This window comes from Roseobacter sp. MH60115 (assembly GCF_015644665.1).
In the GTDB taxonomy this organism is placed as follows: domain Bacteria; phylum Pseudomonadota; class Alphaproteobacteria; order Rhodobacterales; family Rhodobacteraceae; genus Roseobacter.
Map to the genome: position 1 here is coordinate 995,553 of NZ_JADOBQ010000001.1, position 22,441 is coordinate 1,017,993.

The window sequence follows — 22,441 nt, forward strand, 5'->3', positions numbered from 1 at the left end:
TGCGGAAACTGAGAGGTACTTAGAAAGCGCTGAAAAGAAGGCCTGCCAGCGCCATGAGTGCTAGCGTTTCGACCATGCCGCGTTTGAGACCGAGGAGCAGCCCCGCCGCCAGGACGGTCAGGATCAGGGCAGAGATGTTCAGGGAGGCGATTTCCGGCACCGGTGCTGCGTGCCAGTCTGACGTTCCGATCCGCTCAAACAGCACGTGCATCGCAAACCAGATCGCGAGGTTCAGGATCACCCCGACGACGGCAGAGGTGATGGCGGCGAGCGCTGCGGAGAGGCGGGGCTTGGTTGAGATCAGATCGAGATAGGGGCCTGCGAGGAAAATCCATAAAAAGCAGGGTGTGAAGGTGACCCAGAGCGTCAAGGCTCCGGCGGCGATGGCCATGCCGATCCCGCCCTGCGCGTATCCGGCCAGCAGTGCTACGAATTCGGTCACCAGAATCAGCGGGCCGGGTGTCGTTTCGGCGAGCCCAAGCGCGTCGATCATCTGCGGTGTGGTGATCCAGCCATAGTCCTGCACCACGGTCTGCGTCATATAGGCCAGCACCGCATAGGCCCCGCCAAAGGTCACCACGGCCAGTTTCGAGAAGAAGAGCGCGATCTGCGTCAGGAATGTCTGATCCGCGATCCAGACCGCCAGCACCGGCAGCGCCCAGAGGGCGCCCCAGAGAACAAGGGTTCGCAGACTGCGCGGCCGTGTGGAGGGCACCGCCTCTGTCTCGGGTGATGTGCCGTTTTGCGTCGCGGCACCGTAGAGGGCCGCCAGCAGGATGATCAGGGGAAAGGGCAAGCCGAGGGTAAAGAGGGCCAGAAACGCGGCCCCGGCAAGCACCATGGCGCTGCGGGTGGTTAGCGCCTTGCGCGCCACTTTGAGCAGAGCTTGTAGCACGATGATGATCACGGCGGCCTTGATTCCCGCAAAGGCCGCCTGCACCAGGGGCACTTGACCGTAGAGCGCATATCCCAGCGCGAGCAGCAGGATCACCAGCGCGCCCGGCAGCACGAAGAGAAGCCCAGCGATCAGACCCCCCAGTGTACCCCGCAACCGCCAGCCCGCGTAGGTGGCAAGCTGCATCGCTTCCGGTCCCGGCAGCAGCATGCAGAGCGACAGCGCCCGCAGGAATCCGTCTTCGGTCAGCCAGCCGCGCTCTTCAACCAGTTCCCGGTGCATCAGCGCGATCTGCGCGGCGGGGCCGCCGAAAGACAGCAGGCCGATGCGCCCGAAGACGCGCAGTAATGCGCCCGTGCCGGGCGGGGTCATTGCGCCACCTCTCGCTGCCAGTCGTGGGTTTCGCTCTGGCCATCGCGCGCCCAGCGGTAGAGCGCGTCATACAGCACCATGCCTGCCTCCAGCTGCGCCAGATCATCGCGAAATCCGCGCGACAGACCGATGGACAGGGCCAGCAGCCCGGCGGCCTCAGGCACCTGTGACAGCGTATTGGTGTCCGCCGCGCGTATGACCTGAGCCATCTTTTCCAGCGCGGGCGTGCTCAGGCCGAAGCCTGTGCACATCGTATCGAAGGTGCAGTGCGGGCCGTCATGGCTCCAGCGCGCGCCGACGATGTCGAAGGCGGTGGCCTCGAATTTCTCGGCGACCGCCGCGACCTCGGACGGGGGCACAAAGAGAAATTCGGCCTGCGGGTCGACAAACCGGCGGATCAGCCAGGGGCAGGCGACGCGGTCGATCTTGGGACGCCAGCGGGTGACCCAGCGACTGCCCGGGCTGAGCGTTGGGAGGGCCGCAGCAGGCACCCGTGGCAACCCCGCAGCGTGCCAACCCTGGTTGCCGCCTTCCAGCACTTCGGCGGGGACGCCCCGCGCCCGCAGGATGGCGGCGGCCCCATGGCTGAGTCTGAGACCTTTCTGACAGATCACGATCACCCGTTTGCCGATGAGATCCGGCGCCAGCGCCCCTACCTCCTTGTGCGGACACCGCCGCGCCGTGGGCACCAGATACGGGTCGTCCTGGAAATCGTCATCGATGCAGACGTCAATCACAACAGGGGCCTGCGGTGTGCCGATGAGACGCATAAGAGCAGTCGGGGAAATAGAGGCGAATTGCGCCATGAAAAGCATCCTTTTGGTACGTCAACAGGATGCGATACTTGGGCCTGGGCCTCACGGGGCGATCGCGAACTCCCCATATCGCAGGGGTGCCATGGATCGAGATGTCAGGTCAACGCGGATTTTTCAGCGCAGGACGGTGCCGCCCAGCAGCAGCGCGTGGGTGTTTTCCGGCAGTTGCCCCAGTTGTTCAAAGAAGCGGATGAAGTCAAAGCAGGGATAGCTTTCGGCTTTGCGGTCACCGTCAAACCGCAGCATGATCTGCTGGTAGACCTTGACCGGTTTATGGGTGGCGACCGTGCGGCAATTGATCTCCAGCATGGCGCTGAGCCAATCGCCTTCTTCGATGGAATGCACGATATCGACCCGGATATCGGTCACGAAACTGCGCAGCACAGAGACCCATTCGCGAATTTCCGATGGCTCTATCCCGAGGTTCTGGACGATGTACTGGTGATGCGGCTCCTGCACGAAATAGTCGTCGACAACATCGAACTGACCCTCTTCCCAGACGGCTTTGTACCAGTTTTTCAGAATGTCGGCTTTGGTCACGACATGGGCCTCGAAAGCTTCTGATACCAATGTACCTCCGGCGCATTGAGGAACCCTTAACGCTTCTATGGATCAAATGACTTTGAAGAGGGGGAGAAGTGCAGGCTTCTGTTGCCAGGTGCCTGCGAACCCCGCCTTACGTCGCTAAACGCAAGGAGTTAGGTTTCAGTATCTCAGGTCGCTTACGCGGCCATTGCTACTGGAGCACGATTGTCATTTGCAATTGTACATGTTTCGCCGATAACGGTGGCAGACAGCCGAGACAAAGCAAACCCCTTTAGACGTTCGTCGATCCTGTTTCGACCCCATGATCCCCAAATGAAGGATGGTGGTGGAGTCGCCGGGTACCGCCCCCGGGTCCGATCCGCTTATTACGAGCGCGTTTATGTCCATAGTCCCGAGGGACATGGCAGATATAGGCGGGATGGTTCAAAAACTCAAGAGCCAAGCAGCATTGTTGTCGGTTGATGTTTCCCGATGACAAGGTTGGAAAGCTATTTTTAATCAAAGCATAAGGCTGCGAAGTTGATGTGAGTAGGGGTGTGTGGGTCTCACGCGCGACTGGTGAGGGCGACGATCAAAGTGGGTTTGCCCAGAGGAAGGCGACGGCAAGGGCCGCTTCGATCCCGCCAAAGATCAGAACTTTGCGCCGGGGGGGTGCATCGAAGATCAGGGAGACAAGGCGCCCGAGCGCGGCGCCCACGAAGGCGAAGCCGATCATTGCAAAAGCCACTGGCTCATTGAGCCAGAGCGCTGCAAGCCCCGCCACCACAAAGAGCCCGCCGACGGAGGCGCGCATCTCGCTCAGACCCATGGTGCTGGTGGTCGGTGCGAGGTCGAGCGCGGCGGCGGTGTAGCGCGGCGCCACAAATCCAAAGAGCCCGAAGGCGATGGTCAGCAGGCTGGCGGTAATGTTGATCAGGTCGGTCATGGCGTCACATTTAGCGGGGCGTGAACCCTTGGCAAGATGTTACTGCAGCACCACCGGCTCCGGGCGTCCCATGCGGCAGAGGTCGCAGATGCGCACGGCTTCGGTGATCCCCATCTCGGCCAGGGCGCGGAAGTCGGGCAGGGCGTAAGGGTCCGCAGCGCTCAGATCGACTGCGTAGCCCAGATCCTGGAAGGAGGCGATGGAGAGGCGGCTGATCGGACGCTGGGCGCCGGAGAGAAAACCGGTGAGCAATTCGTCGCCAAACACCAGCTCGCGCCAGTGGCCTTCGCGGGTGCCCGCCCCGCCGGTATTGGCGATGGGAACCGCCGTGCCGGTACCGCCAAGCGCCCGATATTCACGGATCGCCTCGCCGCCGCTGAAACGCGGGTCATTTGTGCCGCTGGCCTCTACCAGTCCCGCGCGCGCCCAGAGCGTGCCGAAGCCCAGCACATGCGCCATCTCGTGTAGCACCACGTCCTCGAAACTGGCGTTTGTCTCAAGCCGTTCGACATCGGCGGTGTCGAACTGCATGATGCCTGCCACCGGCAATTCCGACCCGGGGCGCAGCGCGGTTGGACCGGCCTGGCCCAGCACGCCGTCCGGCCCATCGATGGGGGCGATGGAGACCTCAATAAGCAGCCCATCGAGCTGGCGGCCTTCGAAATTGATGGGCTCGAAGGCAGTGTCGATAATGACGTCCCAGCGGTCGGCGGCGCGGGCGAAGGCATCCCGCCGGGCGTCCGAAATCGGGGTGTTGAAATCGAGTGTGATCATCTTGGCACCTGTCTCATTTGCTGCTGCGAGGGCGTCGTTCAATCACAGGTAGGGTCAGATATGCCTGTTTGAAACAGGCAGGTCCGGCGGCGGCAGAAATCTGCAGGCTTGACATGCCCGAGCGGCGGGTTCCGGCGTACCGGCGTCAGCTGCGTGCCGCGCGGGCCGCAAAGACGCTGTGCGCCAGGTCCTGGGTTTCGGTTTCCAGCGCGGTCAGGGCGGACAGTGTGGTCGGGCCATCACCAGCCTCCACCGCATCGGCGATATCCGTGTGCAGCGCGATGATGCGGGCGCGGTCGCGGGCTGTGAAGGTGATCATATTCATCAGTGGCTGCATGGCCTCGACAGCGCCTGCCAGTTGGTAGCTGAGCACGGGGTTGCCTGCGCCATCGACGAGCGCCCGGTGGAAGGCCACATCGGAGGCGCAGAAGGCTTCGTCCGTCAGGCCCGGCTGGCTTTGGCGGTGGATCTCGGCGCGCATGGTCGCCAGGTGGTCTGGCGTGCGGCGCGCGGCGGAGAGCGGCGCACAGGCGCGTTCCAGCGCATAGCGCGCCTCGCAGGCGGTTTCGAAGCTCACCGCATTCATACTCAGGAGCAGCGTGGAGGTGGTGATCTGCTGCGGTTGCGCCGCCTCAAAGCTCAGCCGGTTCACAAAGGCTCCGCCAGTGGCCCCGCGTTGCGTGCGGATCAGCGACTGCGCCGCGAGCCGTTTCAGCGCCTCACGTACCGTGGGGCGAGAGACATCGAATTGCTCGGCCAGTTCCGCCTCGGAGGGCAGGCGTTCGTCCACGATCAGACCGCCCGAAATGATCGCATCCCGGATGGCCCCGGCAATCTGGGCGGAGAGGTCTGCGGGGTTTGAGGGGTCGATTTTCATATGTCTTACATTTAATGTTTGCCCGGGTTCTAATTGTCTGGCATTTGAATCGCAAGGAGACAAGACGACTCATGCACGCCACCCTGCGCACCACCCTCTGGTTGGGTTTTTTCGCCGCCATTTTGGCGTCATGGTGGGTGATGTATGTCATGAGCGTCGATATGGACCTTGATCTGCTGGGCCGTCCGGGGCCGCAGGGGCAGGCCATGGCGGCGATGGATCCGCGCATGCCCATGTATATGCCGATGGCAAATTTCGGGCCGCTCTTCTGGATGTGGGCGATCATGATGGCGGCGATGATGCTGCCGACGCTGGTGCCGACCCTGCGCGCCTATGAAGACCTGATTGTCAGCGCGGATGGCACGCGAGCCGGGTGGCTGGGCGTGCTGCTGGGGTATTTCATCGTTTGGGTCGGGTTTGCGGCGGTGATTACGGGCGCGCAGCTGGCGCTGCTCTTTGGCGGCGTGGTGGACATGCTGGGGATTGCGCGCTCCCCATGGGTTGCCGGCGGGTTGTTGCTGGTGGTGGGCGCCTTCCAGTTCACGGGGGCCAAGGAAATCTGTCATGGTGTGTGTCATGCGCCCGCGATGTATTTTCTGGGCCACTGGCGCACCGGGTTTGCAGGCGGGTTGCGCATGGGGCTGGGGCTTGGCGCGTTTTGCGTGGGCTGTTGTTGGGGCTTCATGTCGCTGGGGTTTGTCGGCGGCGTGATGAACCTCGCGTGGATGGGCCTGGCGACGCTCTTCATGGTGATCGAGAAGCTGCCTCAACTGGGGCATTACGTGACAAAACCCATGGGGGTTCTGCTCTGTGCAGCGGGCCTCTGGGTGATCGTGGGAGGATAGGATATGGCCAAGAACAGACGCAGCGACGCGGATCGTCTGCCGATTTCGCAGCGCATCGACCAGCGGATGCCGAACCCCAAGCGGCGCGAGATGAGCCCGACGGAATGGGCGATCAAGGGGGAGCTGTTTCTGAATTGCTCCTGCACCGTGTTTTGCCCCTGCGTGGTGTCGTTGGGGGCGCATCCGCCGACTGAGGGGCACTGTCACGCCTGGATGGCGATTGCCATCGACGAAGGGCACTACGAGGGTGAGGACCTCTCGGGGCTGAACATCGGGCTGCTGGTGGACATACCGGGGCGTATGGGTGAGGGTAACTGGAAGGTCGCGGCTTACGTGGATGAGCGCGCCACAGGTAAGGCTTATAACGGGATTTTGCAGATATTCTCCGGTGCTGCGGGCGGCACCACGGGGCTCTTCACCATGCTGGTCAGCGAGATCATCGGGGCCGAGCGGGCGCCGGTGGAGATTGTGCGCGAGGGCAACCGGCGCAGCATCATGATCGGACGGAAGATCCAGGGTGAGATCGAGATGCTGGCGGGCAAGGATCCGGAGCATCCGGTGATGGTCAGCAATTCGAAATACTGGATGGGCCCGGATATCATCGCGGCCACGGGGCTGAAAAGTCGGGTGCGCGACTACGGGCGCGTCTGGGATTTCGGCGGCAAATCGGCTGAGATCTGCCCGATTGACTGGAAGGGCCCCAAGCCGTGATCGCGCCGGGCTATGCGCAGATGATGGCGCGCTACAATGCCTGGCAGAACGACTGGCTCTTTGCCGCTGTGGACGGCCTGAGCGAGCAGGTGCGCGAGGCGGACCGGGGACTCTTCTGGGGCTCAATCCGGGCGACGCTGAGCCATCTGATGTGGGGCGATCTGATGTGGATGTCTCGCTTTGATGGTGGAGAGGGGCCGTCGCGACCGCTGAATGAAACCGGCGATGCCTATAACTGGTCTGAGCTTATGTCGGAGCGCCCGGGCGTGGATGCACGCGTCACTCGCTGGGCCGCGGGTCTCTCCGACGGGGCCTTTGATGGCGATCTGACCTGGTGGTCGGGGGCTGCGGGGCGTGAGATGTCCAAGCCTTACGCGCTTTGTGTCGCACATTTCTTCAACCACCAGACCCATCATCGCGGGCAGGTGCATGCCGCCCTGACCGCGCTCGGGGTCAAAACCCAGGACACGGACATTCCGTTTTTGCCAGAGGATGCCTGAGATGGCGCTCATTTCTCCGTCGCGGCGACTGCGCCGCACGCCCTTCTCCGCCGGTGTCGAGGCGGCGGGCGTGAAAGCTTATACGATCTACAACCACATGTTGCTGCCCACGGTTTTTGAGAGCATCGAGGCGGACTATCACCACCTGAAGCGGCATGTGCAGGTCTGGGATGTCTCGGCGGAGCGGCAGGTGGAGCTGCGCGGGCCGGACGCGGCCAAGCTGATGCAGATGCTGACCCCGCGTGATCTGCGGGGGATGCTGCCGGGGCGGTGTTTTTATGTGCCCATCGTGGATGAGACGGGGGGCATGCTGAACGATCCGGTGGCGGTGAAACTGGCTGAGGACCGCTGGTGGATTTCCATTGCGGATTCGGATCTGCTGCTCTGGGTGAAAGGCATCGCCAATGGCTGGCGGCTCGATGTGCTGATCGATGAACCGGATGTCTCGCCGCTCGCGGTGCAGGGGCCGAAGGCCGAAGACCTGATGGCACGGGTCTTTGGCGAGAGCATCCGTGATGTGCGTTTCTTCCGCTTTGGCCTCTTTGAATATGAAGGGCGGGAGCTGGCGGTGGCGCGCTCGGGCTATTCCAAGCAGGACGGTTTCGAGATTTATGTCGAAGGCGGCGATATTGGCATGCCGCTGTGGAACGCGCTCTTCAAGGCGGGCGAAGACCTGAACGTGCGCGCAGGCTGTCCTAATGCCATCGAGCGGATCGAGGGCGGGCTTTTGAGCTATGGCAACGACATGACCGATGACAACACGCCCCATGAATGCGGGTTGGGGCGGTTCTGTGATACGCAGACGGCCATTGGCTGTATCGGGCGCGATGCGCTCTTGCGTGTGGCCAAGGAGGGCCCGGTGCAGCAGGTGCAGGCAATTGCGATTGAGGGGGAGCCGGTGCCGGGGTGTGACCGGGTCTGGCCGCTTTTTGGTGGAGGCCGTCGCGTGGGACAGATCACCTCGGCGGCCTGGAGCCCGGACTTTGAGACCAATGTGGCGATCGGTATGGTGCGCATGACCCATTGGGACAGCGGTACCGAACTGGAGGTGGAGACGCCTGATGGCATGCGCAAGGCGGTGGTGCAGCCGGGGTTCTGGGCCTGAAGACAGTTATGCGCAGGGGGATCGCTTGCGCATGCATATTTGAAGAACAATGAAACAGGGGCGCGGCCCCGGAATGGAGATCGAGATGTTCAAGGCGCTGGTGGTGACCAAGGATGAGGACAGCGGCAAGACGTCCGCCGGGGTACAGGAGATCGCGGAAGATCAGCTGCCTGCGGGGGATGTCACGGTTGCTGTTGAATACTCGACGATGAACTACAAGGATGGTTTGTGCATCGGGCCGGGGGGCGGGTTGGTGCGCAAGTATCCGCATGTGCCGGGGATTGATTTTGCCGGCACCGTCGAGGCCTCGGACGATGATCGCTACAAGGCGGGCGACAAGGTCGTGTTGACCGGCTGGCGTGTCGGTGAGGCGCATTGGGGCGGCTATGCGCAGAAGGCGCGGGTGAAGGCTGATTGGCTGGTGCCGCTGCCGGACGGACTGGATACGCGTCAGGCCATGGCTGTGGGCACGGCGGGTTTTACCGCGATGCTGGCGGTGATGGCGCTGGAGGATCATGGGCTGAAAGCGGGCGACGGTCCGGTGCTGGTGACAGGGGCCGCAGGCGGTGTGGGCTCTGTGGCGACAGCGATCCTGGCCCATTTGGGGCACGAGGTGGCGGCGGTGACGGGCCGCCCGGAGACGGCGGAGTATCTCAAAAGTCTCGGGGCCAGCCAGATCGTGCCGCGTGAGGAGATCAATGAGACCGTGAAGCGCCCGCTGGAGGGCGAGACCTGGGCGGGCTGTGTCGATGCCGTTGGTGGCGCCATGCTGGCGCGGGTGTTGGGGCAGATGAAGTATGGTGCCTCGGTGTCTGCTGTGGGTCTTGCGGGAGGCGCGGGGTTGCCTGCGACGGTCATTCCCTTCCTGCTGCGGGGGGTGAACCTGCTGGGCATCGACTCCGTCATGCAGCCCTATGACAATCGCCTGCGCGCCTGGCGCCGCATCGCCAGCGACCTGCCGATGGACAAGCTGGAGGCGATGGTGCATCCTGCGACGCTCTCGGACCTGCCGCAGCTGGGGGCGGATATCCTGAAAGGTCAGGTTAAAGGCCGTGTTGTGGTCGATTTGAATGGCTGAGGCCCGGGCAGGTGGAACCTCTCTGTCTTAGAATCCTGATCTATCTGCACCTGTAACGGGTGAATTCAACCTGCAAGAGCGGTTCCTTCTATCCTAACGGGAATCCTGCCGAATTTCTTTGGAACTTGCCGTTATCGGTGCTAGGCCAACGAGGGTTAAGGCTATTTGCAAGGGGGATATATGAAGGTTTTGAGAGGTTTGGCACCTGTCGCATTCGTGACTGGGATGGCGCTTGCAGCACCGGCTGCGGCGACGACCGTCGGTGTGGATGAATGCACCACGTCAGGTGGCAATGGAAATTCGGGCGCGACGTTCACGCTGGTGACGTCGAGCATGGCCGAGTGCTTTGTCGGTGACAATGACGCCAATACCATTGGCAGCACCACAAACGTCCTTGGCATGACCGGCTGGTCGCTGGATGAGAAGATCGATGCCGCCGGATCGGGCAGTGACGGCGACTTCAATTTCAACACCGATCAGGCGGGGAACAAGGAGACCAAGAGCGGCAAGATCATCGTGGATCTGAGCGCCTTTGAATTTGCTTTCATCGTGATCAAGGCCGGGAATGGCTTCGGCGCCTTCAAAGTGTCGGTCAGCGATACATCTTGGGAGTGGACATCGTCCAAGGGCATTTCCCACGCGAGCATCTGGACCAAGGGGACAACACCACCCGACAACAACCCGCCACCCGACGCAGTGCCCCTGCCCGCAGGCGGAGCCTTGCTGTTGAGTGGCTTGGGCCTGCTGGCGTGGCGGCGTAGAAAGGCCTGATCCTGCACTGCCGCGCGCTGCGTTGCGATGGTGGTGAAGCTGTCAGGGCGGGGAAGATCGGTGCTTCTTTGGGAGGGGGCACCGGTTTTTTGTGAGGATGGCCGCCGGTTGAAATGGCCATCGCCGCGCCATTGGACATGAGGCGTACTGCAGGTTCTGGGGGATTGAACGGTCATCCTTGATGCGGGAAGGATAAAACCCGAGCCCGGTTGCCGCGCGTCTTGGCCAGTTTCAAAACCGGCCCATGAAACACCCGGTTTGATCGGGAAGCGCGGCATCGACCCATTGGACGAAGAAAGAGCGCCCGGGTGAGGCGCTCTTGCATGTTTTTCGGACCGTCACTCGGCCGGTTGCGCGTCGGGGTCACCCACGGCGATACCTGCTTTCTCGCGGCGGCTGTCGTTAAAGAGCGCCTTGATCAGCGACAGCACCATCAGCACCATCACCATGGTAAAGGGCAGGGCGCCAATGATCATCGCGTTCTGCAGAGCGGACAGGCCGCCGCCCCCGGCCAGCAGCAGCGTGCCGATGACCAGCGTAAGGATCACCCCCCAGATGATGCGGTGCTTGACCCCGGTTTCCTGTGCGCCGCCGGACATGATGGTGTTCATCACCAGAATGCCGGAATCTGCCGAGGTCACCAGAAAGGTCATGATCAGCACGACGCACATGATCACCAGCCCCTGAAGCAGCCCGCCCGAGAGCATCTGCTCCAGCGTCACAAAGAGCTTGGCAGAGTTCGACGCGGCAATGATGGCCCCATCCGCGGCACCGTTGATTTCCAGATCGATGGCGGTGCCGCCCAGAATGGTCATCCAGGCAAAGCAGACCAGCGCCGGGGCGATCACCGCGCCGAGCACGAATTCTCGCACCGTACGCCCGCGGGAGATGCGCGCCAGGAACAGACCGACGAAGGGCGAGAAGGCGATCCACCAGGCCCAGTAGAAGGTGGTCCACCCGGCCTGCCAGCCAAAGAGACGCCCCTGATCCCCGGCGTCATAGGCGGCGGCGAGATCGGCGGCAGGCAGGCTGGCTGCTGCGCCCTCCAGACCGCTGGTGAAGCCGTCAAGACTGCCCCAGGGGTTTGTCGCGCCAGAGTAGACGGCGCCCAGTGCCTCTGCGGGCAGCGCCTGTACCGACGCGGGGGCGGCGGCCGCAAAGGCCTCCTGGCTGAGCGGCGCGTAGGCTTCGAAGCTGAGGCTGACGAAGGCGATCAGGTAGTCGATCAGCGCCGTGGCATAGGTTGTCACTGCAAAGAGGAAGGAGCCGAAGACGATAAAGGTCAACAGCAGGATCAGGGACAGAACGAGGTTGAGGTTCGACAGGTATTTTACCCCGCGGCCCACGCCGGACACCGCCGAGATGATCGACATGCCCATGATCACCACCAGCGCCGCAATCAGCCCCGCCTTGGCCGGGACCGGCGTGTCGCCCGTGGTATCCATCATCCATGCCGCCCCGGTGATCGCATAGACGCCATCCACCAGCTGGCTCACGCCGTAGCCGATGGTGACGGACACGCCGAGGATTGTCGCAACCACACCCAGCACGTCGATGATGTGGCCGAAGAACCCATTGGCAAAGCGCCCGATCAGCGGCGTCAGCGCCGAGCGGATCGTCAGCGGCATGCCCCGGGTATAGGCGTAATAGGCCAGGCTCAACCCGGTGACCACATAGATGGCCCAGGCGTGAAATCCGTAGTGCAGGAAGGTGTAGCGGTAGGTGCTGGTCAGTGCTTCGGGCGTATTGCCGGGCGCGTCGCCTGCAATCACAACGGGGTTCGACCCCCAGAGCCCCAGCGGCTCCGCCGTGGCGAAGGTCATCAGCCCGACCCCCAGACCGGCCCCGAACATCATCGAGAACCAGCTGAAGTTGGTGAACTCGGGTTTCTGCCCCTGCGGGCCAAGCACCCGGCTTCCGGTCGCGGGGATCAGGGCGATGATGATCAGGAAGAAGGCGAAAACGCCCACCGAGATGATGTAGAACGTGTTGAAAGAGTTCAGCAGCGTGCTGTTGATCTGTGATAGCATCGCCCCTGCACCTGCAGGGAAGACGAGGGCCCAGAGGACCAGTAGCACCATCCCGACTTTCGAGATCAGCGCGATGGGAAGGCTGTAGCCTTCGTAGAATCCGGAGTCCTGTGTATTGATCTCAAGCTCCGTAAACGGGGGTTTGACAGACATAGGGTTTCTCTCTGTTGCGATCCGGCCATCTGGGCGGGCCGGTATCGGGGTCAGACCAGCGAATGTGGAGAATGCGCCAAACATATCGAAAGGCGCGGTCGCCAGTCATTTGGGGCGGGCGAGCATGCCACGCATTCGGGAACTGTGACAAAGGATTATCGCCATGGTTGTCGATTTCGCGACATTTCTGGCGTGGAAACGACCAAAACCCCGCCGTGGTTGACGTGGCGTCGGGGTCACTTGGGTTCTTGACCTGCTGCGCCGCATTGGGGACGGTGCGCGCATGAAACTAGATACAGACTTCGTACGCAGCCAGTTTCCCGCTTTTGAGGTGCCATCGCTTCAGGGGCAGGCCTTTTTCGAAAACGCAGGGGGATCCTACACCTGTGCGCCGGTGATCGACCGGCTGACGCGGTTTTACACCGAGCGCAAGGTGCAGCCCTATGCGCCCTATCCGGCAAGTCAACTGGCCGGCGCGGAGATGGACGAGGCACGCACCCGCATGGCCGCATTGCTGGGCGTGGAGGCAGACGAGCTGAGCTTTGGTCCCTCGACCACGCAGAACACTTACGTGCTGGCACAGGCCTTTGCCGAGATGATGCAGCCGGGCGAGGCGATCGTGGTCACCAATCAGGATCATGAGGCCAACTCCGGCCCCTGGCGCAGGCTGACCGCGCGCGGGATTGAAATCCGTGAGTGGCATTTGAACCCCGATACCGGGCATCTCGACCCGGAGGATCTGGAGGATCTGCTGGACGACACTGTCCGGCTGGTCTGTTTCCCGCATTGCTCCAATGTGGTGGGAGAGATCAACCCGGTGACCGAAATCACCGCGCTGGCCCATGCTGCCGGGGCGTTCACCTGCGTCGATGGCGTGTCCTATGCGCCGCATGGCTTCCCGGATGTGGGCGCGCTGGGCCCGGATATCTATCTCTTTTCCGCCTACAAGACCTATGGGCCGCATCAGGGCCTGATGGTCATGCGCCGCACATTGGGCAACCTGCTGCCCAACCAGGGACATCACTTCAATGGCGATGCGCTCACCAAACGCTTTACGCCCGCCGGACCCGATCATGCACAGATTGCCGCTTGTGCCGGTATGGCGGATTACGTCGACGCGCTCTATGCGCATCACTTCACCGCCGATGCGGGACCCAAGGCGCGGGGCCAGGCGGTACACGATCTGATGCGGGCCCATGAGGAGATGCTGCTGACGCCGCTGCTGGAGGCGATGAAGGCGCGCAACTCCGTTCGGCTGATCGGACCGGAAACTGCCTCTGGCCGGGCGCCGACCGTCGCATTGGCGCTGACGCGTCCGGGGGAGGCTGTGGCAGAGGCGCTCGCCGCCCATGGCATCATGGCGGGTGGCGGTGATTTCTACGCCGGGCGGGCGCTGGATGCCATGGGTGTGGACAGCGAATTGGGTGTCCTGCGCCTCAGTTTCACCCATTATACAACCTCCGGTGAGGTCGATCAGCTTTTAAATGCGCTTGACGCGGTTCTGTGACCTTTGCCGGTGATCCAAACCGACGGGGCTTGCGTAGCTTTTGAAATGAATTGCAAAGGCTTCGCTCTGTGAGCTCATCTCCTGTCCTTGTCTGGTTTCGCCGGGATTTCCGGCTGAGCGATCACCCGGCCCTGCACGCAGCCTGTTCCACCGGACGGCCCGTGATACCTGTTTTCATCCACGATGACGCCGTTGCCGCGCTGGGCGCAGCCCCCAAGTGGCGTCTGGGGCTGGGTCTGGAGGCGTTTGGTCGCGCGCTCGCCGACAAGGGCAGCCGGATGATCCTGCGGCGCGGCCCGGCGCTTGAGGCGCTGCAGGCGCTGGTCAAGGAAACGGGGGCCAGTGCGGTCTATTGGACGCGGCTTTACGATCCCGACGCGGTGGCGCGGGACACGCGCGTGAAATCCACCCTGAAAGAGCAGGGGGTTGAGGCACGGTCATTCGGCGGTCACCTGATGTTCGAACCCTGGACGGTCGAGACCAAGACTGGCGGTTTCTACAAGGTCTACACGCCGTTCTGGAACATGGTAAAAGCCCGCGATGTGGAGCCGCCGCTGGAGGCACCCGCGGAGCTTGCCGCGCCGGAGAACTGGCCCGAGAGCGACGCCTTGGAGGATTGGAACCTGGGGGCGGCGATGAACCGTGGCGCCGATGTGGTCCGCCCGCATGTGCGGCTGGGCGAAGCCGCCGCGCAGGAGCGGCTCGGGATGTTCATCGAGGACATCGTCGCCGACTATGACACCACCCGGAACCTGCCGGGCGTCGATGGCACCTCCGGGCTGTCGGAAAATCTCGCCCTGGGCGAGATCAGCCCGCACCAATGCTGGCATGCGGGCCTGCGCGCGCGGCAGGAAGGCAAGACCGGCGCGGAAACCTTCCTCAAGGAGCTGGTCTGGCGCGAGTTCGCCTACCACCTGATGCATCACACGCCCCGCATCCTCACGGACAACTGGAAAGAGGATTGGGACGCCTTTCCCTGGCGCGAAGACGCCGACACGGAGGCCGTTCAGCGCTGGAAACAGGGGCGTACCGGGCTGCGGTTCGTGGATGCGGCGATGCGCGAGATGTATGTGACGGGCCGCATGCACAACCGCGGGCGCATGATCGTGGCAAGCTATCTGACAAAACACCTCATGACCCATTGGCGGATCGGCATGACGTGGTTCGAGGACTGTCTGATCGACTGGGACCCGGCCAGCAATGCGATGGGGTGGCAGTGGTCGGCGGGGTCGGGCCCGGACGCCACGCCCTATTTCCGCGTCTTCAACCCGGTCACTCAGCTGGACAAATTCGACCCAAAGGAAGACTACACGCGCCGTTGGATTGCCGAAGGCCTGTCGCAGCCCTCGCCGGATGCGCTCTCGTATTTTGACGCGATCCCGCGCCGGTGGTCGTTGTCGCCCGAGGCGGCATATCCCGCACCGGTTGTGGCCGCCGATGAGGGCCGAAAAGTCGCACTTGATGCATATGAAAACAAAGGCTTCTGAAACTCTTGATCGCGCTTTTGCGTGTATCTTACAGTCAGGTACAACAAGCGGAATGACCATGATCCTCACCACGACCGACGGCCAAGACAACCTGCCGCGCTACTTCTCACGTGTCTTTGCCATGGCGCAGCAGATGAACTACGGGCGTGTCGACTTCGTGCTGCCGGACGGGCGCAGATTTCGGGCCGAGGGCCGCGCGCCCGGCCCGATTGCGGAACTGCAGATACACAATGCGGACCTCTTTGCCCGGCTGATCCGCGACGGTGATCTTGGGTTCTGCGATGCCTATCTCGATGAATGGTGGTCGACGCCTGACCTGCAGGCTTTCATGGATCTGGTGCACGCGGACAACGAAGACATCTACGATGGTTTCCCCGGCATGGCCCTGGTGCGCAACTTCGAAAAGCTGCGCTTTTGGCTGCAGCGCAACCACAAGGCACAGGCGCGTCGCAACATCAGCCATCACTATGATCTGGGCAATGAATTCTACGGGCTCTGGCTCGATGACACGATGACCTATTCCTCCGCGCTTTTCGAAACCGGACAGGAGAGCACGGAAAAGGCGCAGATCGCCAAGTACAAATCCATGGTGGACGAAATGGGCGCGCAGCCCGGTGATCATATTCTGGAGATCGGCTGTGGCTGGGGCGGGTTTGCCGAATATGCCGCACGGGAACGCGGTCTGAAGGTCACCGGGCTGACCATTTCCGAAGAGCAGTTCAAGTACGCCAAGGAGCGCATTGAAAAGGCTGGACTTTCCGGGAGCGTGGATTTCAAGTTGCAGGACTATCGGGATGAAACCGGTCTCTACGACGGGATTGCGAGCATCGAGATGTTCGAAGCCGTCGGCGAGAGGTACTGGCCCACCTATTTCGAGGTGCTGCGCGACCGGTTGAAGCCGGGCCGCAACGCGACTTTGCAGATCATCACCGTGGCGGATCGGCGCTGGACGGTCTACAAGCGTGGCGTCGATTTCATTCAGAAGTACATTTTTCCCGGTGGCATGCTGCCAAGCCCGTCTGCGCTGCGAGACCAGATTGGCCGCGCCGGTCTGGCGGTTGAGCAATCCATAGAGTTCGGCGGCAGCTATGCCATCACGCTGCGCCGGTGGCACGAAACCTTCAACGAGAAGTGGGATCAGGTCAGCACGCTGGGCTTTGACGACCGATTCCGGCGGCTGTGGAATTTTTACCTCACCTCTTGTGCTGCGACCTTCGAAAGTGCCAACTGTGACGTGACACAGATTACCGTGAAGCGGCCGGGGTAGGGCCGCGGGACGTACGAAGGACCGATGAATGCCTGACGCAGCCCGACTAGTTGCAGCCATCTGCATCAGCATTGTCGCACTCATCGTCTCCTTACTGGTCATGCCCCTGATGCCGGAAAGCACCGATTTCGGCTGGTTTCTCTACGTCAACCCGGTGATCGGCGCTTTTGTGGGCTGGACGGTCATGGGCAAACGTGCTGGACGCGGGGTTGCATCGGCGATCAGCAACGGTTTTGGCGGCGTGCTCATGCTGGTGCTCTGGGGGCTTTTTATCCACTCCTGCGTGCAGATGTTCGACCGGGCGATGGCCAATTGGTACAACGACGCGTTCCAGGCGCTACTGGCGATTGTGACCTTTATGGCGCAATACGGGCTTGTGCTGATCAACCCGCTGGTGATCTTCACCCTGATCGCGGGCGGCGTTCTGTCCGGTCTTGCCACGGAATACGCGTGGCGGACGTGGCGGTGAGCGGGACATCCAACAGATGACACCGCTGTTTTTCTTTGGCACGCTGCGCCATCCTGCCCTGATCGACGCGGTGGTAGGCGACACCGGCCACATCGATCTCGGCACCGCGATCCTGCCCGGGTATTCCGTTCACGCGGTCGCCGAAGGTCCGTTCCCCACTATAGTCGAGGATCACGCGGGCGCAGTCGAAGGCGTGCTTGCCGAGGGGGTGACCGCGGTCGATCTTGCGCGGCTGGATTACTACGAGGGCGCCTTTGGCTATGTGCTGATTGACGTCACGCTGGCGGATGGCCGTGCGGCGCGCGCCTATATGCCGCCCGCCGGGATGTGGACGCCTGAGGGGGGCTGGTCACTGGACGACTGGGCGCGGGATTGGGGCCCGCTCAGCGTGACGGCAGCACAGGAAGTCATGAGTTATTTCGGGATCAAGCCGCCCACAGAAATTGCAGGGATGTTCCCGATGATCCGCGCGCGCGCCTGGTCCCGGCTGAATGCCCGCACGTCCCGGCATGGTGCTGGCACGTTGAACGGTAAGGTCGAAGTCGCCGCGCGACGACGGGTCTACGCCAATTACTTCGCCCTGGATGAGTACGATCTGCAGCACGAGCGGTTCGACAAAGAGATGACGGATACGGTCACGCGCGCGGTTTTTCTGGCGGCGGATGCGACGCTGGTGCTGCCGTACGATCCCGTTCGGGATCGGGTCCTGCTGGTGGAGCAGATGCGCATGGGGCCGCTGGCGCGGGCGGATGCGTCCTGCTGGCAGCTGGAGCCGGTCGCAGGGCGTCTCGACCCGGGCGAGACGGCAGAGGAGGCCGCGCGCCGGGAAGCCATGGAGGAGGCGGGGCTTCAGCTGGGGGATCTGCACCCGGTGGGCGAGACCTATACCTCTCCCGGCAATTCGTCGGAGTTTTACTACACCTTCGTGGGTCTGGCGGATCTGCCTGACGCCGTGGCCGGTATCGGCGGGCTAGAGGAAGAGCACGAGGACATCCGCACGCATCTGATGTCTTTCGATACGCTCCTTGAACTCTGCGATAGCTGCCGGATCGCCAATACACCCCTGGCGCTGATCGCCTACTGGCTGGCCCGGCACCGCGACCGATTGCGCAGCACCTCTTGAGGTCGCGCCGGTGCGCCGCTAGGTGTTGAGGACATATATCAAAGGAACCGACCGATGCATGTTGCAAGCGATCTGGCTGCGGCCATTGGAAACACCCCGCTGATCCGCCTCAAGCAGGCGAGCGAGGCCACAGGCTGCGAAATCCTCGGCAAGGCGGAGTTCATGAACCCCGGGCAATCGGTCAAGGATCGGGCGGCGCTCTTCATCATCAAGGATGCGGTGGACAAGGGGCTGCTGCGCCCCGGTGGCACGATTGTCGAAGGCACGGCGGGCAACACCGGTATTGGCCTCGCGCTGGTCGGCGCGTCGATGGGGTTCAAGACGGTGATCGTGATCCCCGAGACGCAGAGCCAGGAGAAAAAGGACATGTTGCGGCTGGCAGGTGCCGAGCTGGTGCAGGTGCCCGCCGCGCCCTACCGCAACCCCAATAACTTCGTGCGCTATTCCGAGCGTCTGGCGGCGGAACTGGCGCGCACCACCAATGAGGGCGTGATCTGGGCCAACCAGTTTGACAATGTCGCCAACCGGCAGGCCCATATCGAAACCACGGGCCCGGAGATCTGGGAGCAGACCGGCGGTAAGGTCGATGGCTTCATCTGTGCGGTGGGCTCTGGCGGCACGCTGGCGGGCGTCTCGGAGGCGCTGAAGCCCAAGGGCGTGAAGATCGGTCTCGCGGACCCGGACGGTGCCTCGCTCTACAACTACTACACCAATGGCGAGCTGGTGATGTCCGAAGGGTCATCGATCAACGAGGGGATCGGACAGATCCGTATCACCAAGAACCTCGAAGGGTTTACGCCTGACTTCAGCTACAACATTCATGACAGCGAAGCGCTGCCCATCGTCTTTGACCTGCTGGAGCATGAGGGGTTGTGCCTGGGCGGTTCCTCCGGCGTCAATATCGCAGGCGCGATGCGCATGGCGCGCGACATGGGACCGGGGCACACGATTGTGACGATCCTCTGCGACTATGGCACGCGCTATCAGTCCAAGCTCTTTAATCCTGACTTCCTGCGTGAAAAGGGGCTGCCTGTGCCCGGCTGGCTCGATCAGGCGCCCGCCAGCATTCCCGGTGTCTTCGAAGACGTATGAGGGCGCTGACCCACAGCCTTCTGGTGCTGAGCCTCGCGCTCCTGACGCTCTGGGGCGATCCCGGGAGTGCACAGGAACCGGGCAGCGGACCAAACATCGAGGCCTGGAACGACGTCGCCACGCTGGCCGAGGAAGCCATTGAGCGGGATGAGGCCAGCAACGAACGTTTTGAGCGCTTGCGGGCCGAGATCGCGGAGTATCGGACAGATTTCACCGCGGGCACCAAGATCAACGGAGAGCGGATTGCGACGCTGCGCACCCAGATCGAGGCGCTTGGGCCGGTGCCGGAAAGTGGCTCTGAGCCCGAGGATATCGCAGCGCGGCGCACGCAGTTGGAAGCCCAGCTTGAAACCCTGCTGGCCCCGGTACGCGTCTCCGAAGAAGCGTTCCGGCGTGCCGATGGGCTGATCCGGGAAATCGACACGATCATCCGCGAACGGCAGGCACGGCGGCTGCTGGCCCTGGGGCCATCCCCGCTGAACCCGGCGCATTGGCCCACGGCCTTTGAAGACCTTGGGGGCATTCTGCTGGCCATCGGGCAGGAGGTCGAAACCCTCAGTGACCCGGACCGCCGACAGAAGATGGCGGAAAACCTGCCGCTTGTGCTGTTCCTGATGGCCATCGCGCTGGCGCTGATCATCCGGGGGCGTGCCTGGGCGGGCATGGGGCTGACGTACCTGCGGCGCTGGGGCGGGCGCGGCTCCGGTGTCTGGCGGTTCCTTGTGTCGCTGTTGCGGATCTTCCTGCCACTGACGGGGCTGTTGATCCTGACCCATGCGCTGCGTCTGACCGGCCTTGCCGGGACCCGCACGGATCAGATCCTCGAAGCGTTGCCGGCGTTCGGCTTTGTGCTGCTGGGCTTTCGCTGGCTGGCCGAACGGCTGTTTGCCCGCATCCCCGAAGACGCGCTGATCCCGCTGCCGGACGCCAAGAGATCGGCGGCGCGTTTCTACATGCTGGTGCTGTCGCTACTCTTTGTCTCGCGCGCAGTGGTGGAACTTTTTGTCGGTTTTGACGACGCGGACCCAGCAACCGATGCGGTTCTGGCCTTCCCGATCGTGGTGCTGATCGCGTTGGTGATGGCGCCCGTGGGGCTGATCCTGCGCAGCTTTTACGTTGAGAGCGATCCTGACAGCGAAGAGGCTCCACGAGGCCTCGGGCTGGCGCGGGTGGTGCGTGTGGCCGGAACGGCCCTGGTCGTGGTGTCGGTCGTGTCACCGATCATGGCCGCCATCGGATATGCCGAAGCCGGCAATGCGCTGCTCTACCCCACGCTGGTCAGCCTGCTGATCCTGGGGTTCGTGCTGACCCTGCAGCGGTTCTCGGTCGACCTCTACGGATTGATCACCGGTGATGAAGAGCGGGCGCGTGACGCGCTGGTGCCCGTGCTGGTGGGCTTTGCGCTGGTGCTCTGCGCCATTCCGCTCCTCGCCCTGGCCTGGGGCGCGCGGGTGGCGGACCTCACCGAGGTCTGGGCCATCTTCAGCCGCGGCTTTGCCATCGGCGACACCCGAATCTCGCCCGGTGATTTCCTGACCTTCGCGATCATCTTCATCATCGGCTATTCGGTGACCCGGCTGGTGCAGAGCACCCTGCGGGTCAACGTCCTGCCCAAGACCCGAATGGACATCGGCGGGCAGAATGCCATCGTGTCCGGTCTGGGATACGTGGGGATCTTTCTGGCTGCGGTACTGGCGATCACCGGCGCGGGGATCGATCTGTCGTCGCTCGCCATCGTTGCCGGTGCCCTGTCCGTCGGCATCGGGTTCGGCCTGCAGACCATCGTGTCGAATTTCGTCTCAGGCATCATTCTGCTGATCGAACGGCCGATTTCCGAAGGCGACTGGATCGAGGTGGGCGGGCAGATGGGATACGTGCGCGACATCTCTGTGCGCTCCACCCGGATCGAGACCTTCGACCGCACGGATGTGATCGTGCCCAACGCCGATCTCGTCTCGGGCACCGTCACCAACTTCACCCGCGGCAACAAGGTGGGTCGGTTGATCGTCAACATCGGCGTGGCCTACGGGACCGACACGCGGCGGGTCGAAGGCATCCTGACAGAGATCGCCGAAGCCCAGCCCATGGTGCTGCAGAACCCGCCACCGATGATCCTCTTCAACAACTTCGGGGCGGATTCGCTGGAGTTTGAAATGCGCATGATCCTGCGGGATGTGAATTGGATCCTGAAGGTCAAGAACGACGTGAACCACGCCATTGCGGAACGGTTTGCCGAAGAGAAGATCGAAGTGCCCTTTGCACAGCGCGATCTTTGGCTGCGCAACCCGGAGGTGCTCAAGGACAAGTCCTCATGACGCACATGCTCTTTCGCGACGACCCCTATCTGCAGGCGGCGCGCACGCAGGTTGTCGCCCATAAGGATGCGGGTGGTCTCGTGCTGGCGCGTACGGTTTTCTACCCCACGGGCGGCGGTCAGCCGGGCGACGCTGGCCATCTGACATGGCCGGGTGGCGCGCTGGAGATTGCAACGACGGTAAAGGGCGAGCGCGACGCAATTGTGCTGGTGCCGGCAGATGGGCAGGCGCTGCCTGCGGTGGGGGCCGAGGTCGAACAGACGCTGGATTGGGATCGCCGGTATCGCCACATGCGCATCCACACGGCGCTGCATCTGCTGTCGGTCGCCATTCCCTTTGGGGTCACCGGCGGGGCCATCAGCGCGGAGCGCGGGCGGCTCGATTTCGATATGCCGGAGTTGCCGGAGGACAAGGAGGGGCTGCAGGAGCGCCTGAACGCGATGATCGCCTCGGACGCGCCGGTCAGCGAGGATTGGATCACCGAAGCCGAGCTCGACGCGCAGCCGGGTCTGGTGAAGACCATGTCGGTGCAGCCGCCGCGCGGGGCAGGGCGCATCCGCCTGATCCGCATAGGGGATGTGGCCTCCCCACTTGATCTGCAACCCTGCGGCGGCACCCATGTGGCGCGGTTGGGCGAGATCGGCACGGTCCGGCTGGGCAAAATGGAGAAAAAGGGCCGCAGGAACCGCCGCATCTACCTGCATCTGGACAGTTAGGACACGGGCGCCGGGAAAGGCGATTTTGGCTCTTGCAAAGCGCGGCGCTACCGCGTTACACCGCGCGG

21 protein-coding genes and 1 other RNA gene are annotated in these 22,441 nt (G+C 62.9%); 14 read left to right on the plus strand and 8 right to left on the minus strand.

Annotated elements, in window-relative coordinates; all coding sequences use genetic code 11:
- Nucleotides 1–19 precede the first annotated feature (19 nt).
- From chrA to ISX84_RS04745, 7 genes are all read right to left on the minus strand, one after another.
- Nucleotides 20–1,267 (minus strand): chromate efflux transporter, encoded by a 1,248-nt coding sequence (gene chrA, locus ISX84_RS04715; protein WP_195819149.1) that lies wholly within the window; start codon nucleotides 1,265–1,267, stop codon nucleotides 20–22.
- Nucleotides 1,264–2,073, minus strand: coding sequence for a chromate resistance protein ChrB domain-containing protein (locus tag ISX84_RS04720; protein WP_195819150.1), 810 nt, complete (start codon nucleotides 2,071–2,073; stop codon nucleotides 1,264–1,266). The genes chrA and ISX84_RS04720 overlap by 4 nt, the downstream gene beginning before the upstream one ends.
- 123 nt (nucleotides 2,074–2,196) lie before the next feature.
- Complete coding sequence (locus ISX84_RS04725) at nucleotides 2,197–2,652, minus strand: ester cyclase (protein ID WP_195819151.1); 456 nt, start codon at nucleotides 2,650–2,652, stop codon at nucleotides 2,197–2,199.
- Nucleotides 2,653–2,719: 67 nt separating this feature from the next.
- Nucleotides 2,720–3,067, minus strand: a transfer-messenger RNA (tmRNA) gene (gene ssrA, locus ISX84_RS04730).
- Nucleotides 3,068–3,199: 132 nt separating this feature from the next.
- Nucleotides 3,200–3,553, minus strand: a complete 354-nt coding sequence (locus ISX84_RS04735; protein ID WP_195819152.1) for a DUF4345 family protein — start codon at nucleotides 3,551–3,553, stop codon at nucleotides 3,200–3,202.
- Nucleotides 3,554–3,592: 39 nt separating this feature from the next.
- Nucleotides 3,593–4,327, minus strand: coding sequence for a leishmanolysin-related zinc metalloendopeptidase (locus ISX84_RS04740; protein ID WP_195819153.1), 735 nt, complete (start codon nucleotides 4,325–4,327; stop codon nucleotides 3,593–3,595).
- Between the two features lie 145 nt (nucleotides 4,328–4,472).
- The gene (locus ISX84_RS04745; RefSeq protein WP_195819154.1) at nucleotides 4,473–5,204 is read right to left on the minus strand and encodes a FadR/GntR family transcriptional regulator; all 732 of its coding nucleotides are present in this window, start codon (nucleotides 5,202–5,204) and stop codon (nucleotides 4,473–4,475) included.
- Nucleotides 5,205–5,275: 71 nt separating this feature from the next.
- On the opposite strand from ISX84_RS04745, the gene ISX84_RS04750 reads away from it, so the two are divergent.
- From ISX84_RS04750 to ISX84_RS04775, 6 genes are all read left to right on the plus strand, one after another.
- Complete coding sequence (locus ISX84_RS04750; protein WP_195819155.1) at nucleotides 5,276–6,049, plus strand: DUF2182 domain-containing protein; 774 nt, start codon at nucleotides 5,276–5,278, stop codon at nucleotides 6,047–6,049.
- Nucleotides 6,050–6,052: 3 nt separating this feature from the next.
- Nucleotides 6,053–6,760: a DUF1326 domain-containing protein gene (locus ISX84_RS04755; protein ID WP_195819156.1), complete on the plus strand. Its 708-nt coding sequence runs from the start codon at nucleotides 6,053–6,055 to the stop codon at nucleotides 6,758–6,760.
- Entirely contained in the window at nucleotides 6,757–7,260 is a 504-nt protein-coding gene (locus tag ISX84_RS04760) for a DinB family protein (protein WP_326838699.1), read from the plus strand. The genes ISX84_RS04755 and ISX84_RS04760 overlap by 4 nt, the downstream gene beginning before the upstream one ends.
- A 1-nt stretch (nucleotide 7,261) precedes the next feature.
- The gene (locus ISX84_RS04765) at nucleotides 7,262–8,365 is read left to right on the plus strand and encodes a dimethylsulfoniopropionate demethylase (protein ID WP_195819157.1); all 1,104 of its coding nucleotides are present in this window, start codon (nucleotides 7,262–7,264) and stop codon (nucleotides 8,363–8,365) included.
- 85 nt (nucleotides 8,366–8,450) lie between these two features.
- Nucleotides 8,451–9,443, plus strand: coding sequence for an acryloyl-CoA reductase (gene acuI, locus ISX84_RS04770; RefSeq protein WP_195819371.1), 993 nt, complete (start codon nucleotides 8,451–8,453; stop codon nucleotides 9,441–9,443).
- 180 nt (nucleotides 9,444–9,623) lie between these two features.
- The gene (locus ISX84_RS04775; protein ID WP_195819158.1) at nucleotides 9,624–10,214 is read left to right on the plus strand and encodes an LPXTG cell wall anchor domain-containing protein; all 591 of its coding nucleotides are present in this window, start codon (nucleotides 9,624–9,626) and stop codon (nucleotides 10,212–10,214) included.
- A 338-nt stretch (nucleotides 10,215–10,552) separates the two neighbouring features.
- Here ISX84_RS04775 and ISX84_RS04780 read toward each other — a convergent pair whose 3' ends face one another.
- On the minus strand, nucleotides 10,553–12,397 hold the full coding sequence (locus ISX84_RS04780; protein WP_195819159.1) for a BCCT family transporter: 1,845 nt from the start codon (nucleotides 12,395–12,397) through the stop codon (nucleotides 10,553–10,555).
- A gap of 283 nt (nucleotides 12,398–12,680) precedes the next feature.
- On the opposite strand from ISX84_RS04780, the gene ISX84_RS04785 reads away from it, so the two are divergent.
- The 8 genes from ISX84_RS04785 (at nucleotide 12,681) to ISX84_RS04820 (ending at nucleotide 22,373) form a co-directional block, all read left to right on the plus strand.
- A complete protein-coding gene (locus ISX84_RS04785) occupies nucleotides 12,681–13,904 on the plus strand; it encodes an aminotransferase class V-fold PLP-dependent enzyme (RefSeq protein WP_195819160.1) in 1,224 nt (407 codons plus the stop codon).
- 68 nt (nucleotides 13,905–13,972) lie between these two features.
- Nucleotides 13,973–15,391 carry a cryptochrome/photolyase family protein gene (locus ISX84_RS04790; RefSeq protein WP_195819161.1) on the plus strand — a complete coding sequence of 473 codons (1,419 nt, stop codon included), beginning with the start codon at nucleotides 13,973–13,975 and terminating at the stop codon, nucleotides 15,389–15,391.
- 58 nt (nucleotides 15,392–15,449) lie between these two features.
- Entirely contained in the window at nucleotides 15,450–16,658 is a 1,209-nt protein-coding gene (locus tag ISX84_RS04795; protein ID WP_195819162.1) for an SAM-dependent methyltransferase, read from the plus strand.
- Between the two features lie 28 nt (nucleotides 16,659–16,686).
- Complete coding sequence (locus tag ISX84_RS04800) at nucleotides 16,687–17,127, plus strand: TrgA family protein (RefSeq protein ID WP_195819163.1); 441 nt, start codon at nucleotides 16,687–16,689, stop codon at nucleotides 17,125–17,127.
- A 16-nt stretch (nucleotides 17,128–17,143) separates the two neighbouring features.
- Nucleotides 17,144–18,250, plus strand: a complete 1,107-nt coding sequence (locus ISX84_RS04805) for an NUDIX domain-containing protein (RefSeq protein ID WP_195819164.1) — start codon at nucleotides 17,144–17,146, stop codon at nucleotides 18,248–18,250.
- 54 nt (nucleotides 18,251–18,304) lie between these two features.
- Entirely contained in the window at nucleotides 18,305–19,342 is a 1,038-nt protein-coding gene (locus tag ISX84_RS04810) for a cysteine synthase A (protein WP_195819165.1), read from the plus strand.
- Nucleotides 19,339–21,657, plus strand: coding sequence for a DUF3772 domain-containing protein (locus ISX84_RS04815; RefSeq protein ID WP_195819166.1), 2,319 nt, complete (start codon nucleotides 19,339–19,341; stop codon nucleotides 21,655–21,657). Before ISX84_RS04810 ends, ISX84_RS04815 begins: the two co-directional genes overlap by 4 nt.
- Nucleotides 21,654–22,373 (plus strand): alanyl-tRNA editing protein, encoded by a 720-nt coding sequence (locus ISX84_RS04820; RefSeq protein WP_195819167.1) that lies wholly within the window; start codon nucleotides 21,654–21,656, stop codon nucleotides 22,371–22,373. The genes ISX84_RS04815 and ISX84_RS04820 overlap by 4 nt, the downstream gene beginning before the upstream one ends.
- Nucleotides 22,374–22,441 lie beyond the last annotated feature (68 nt).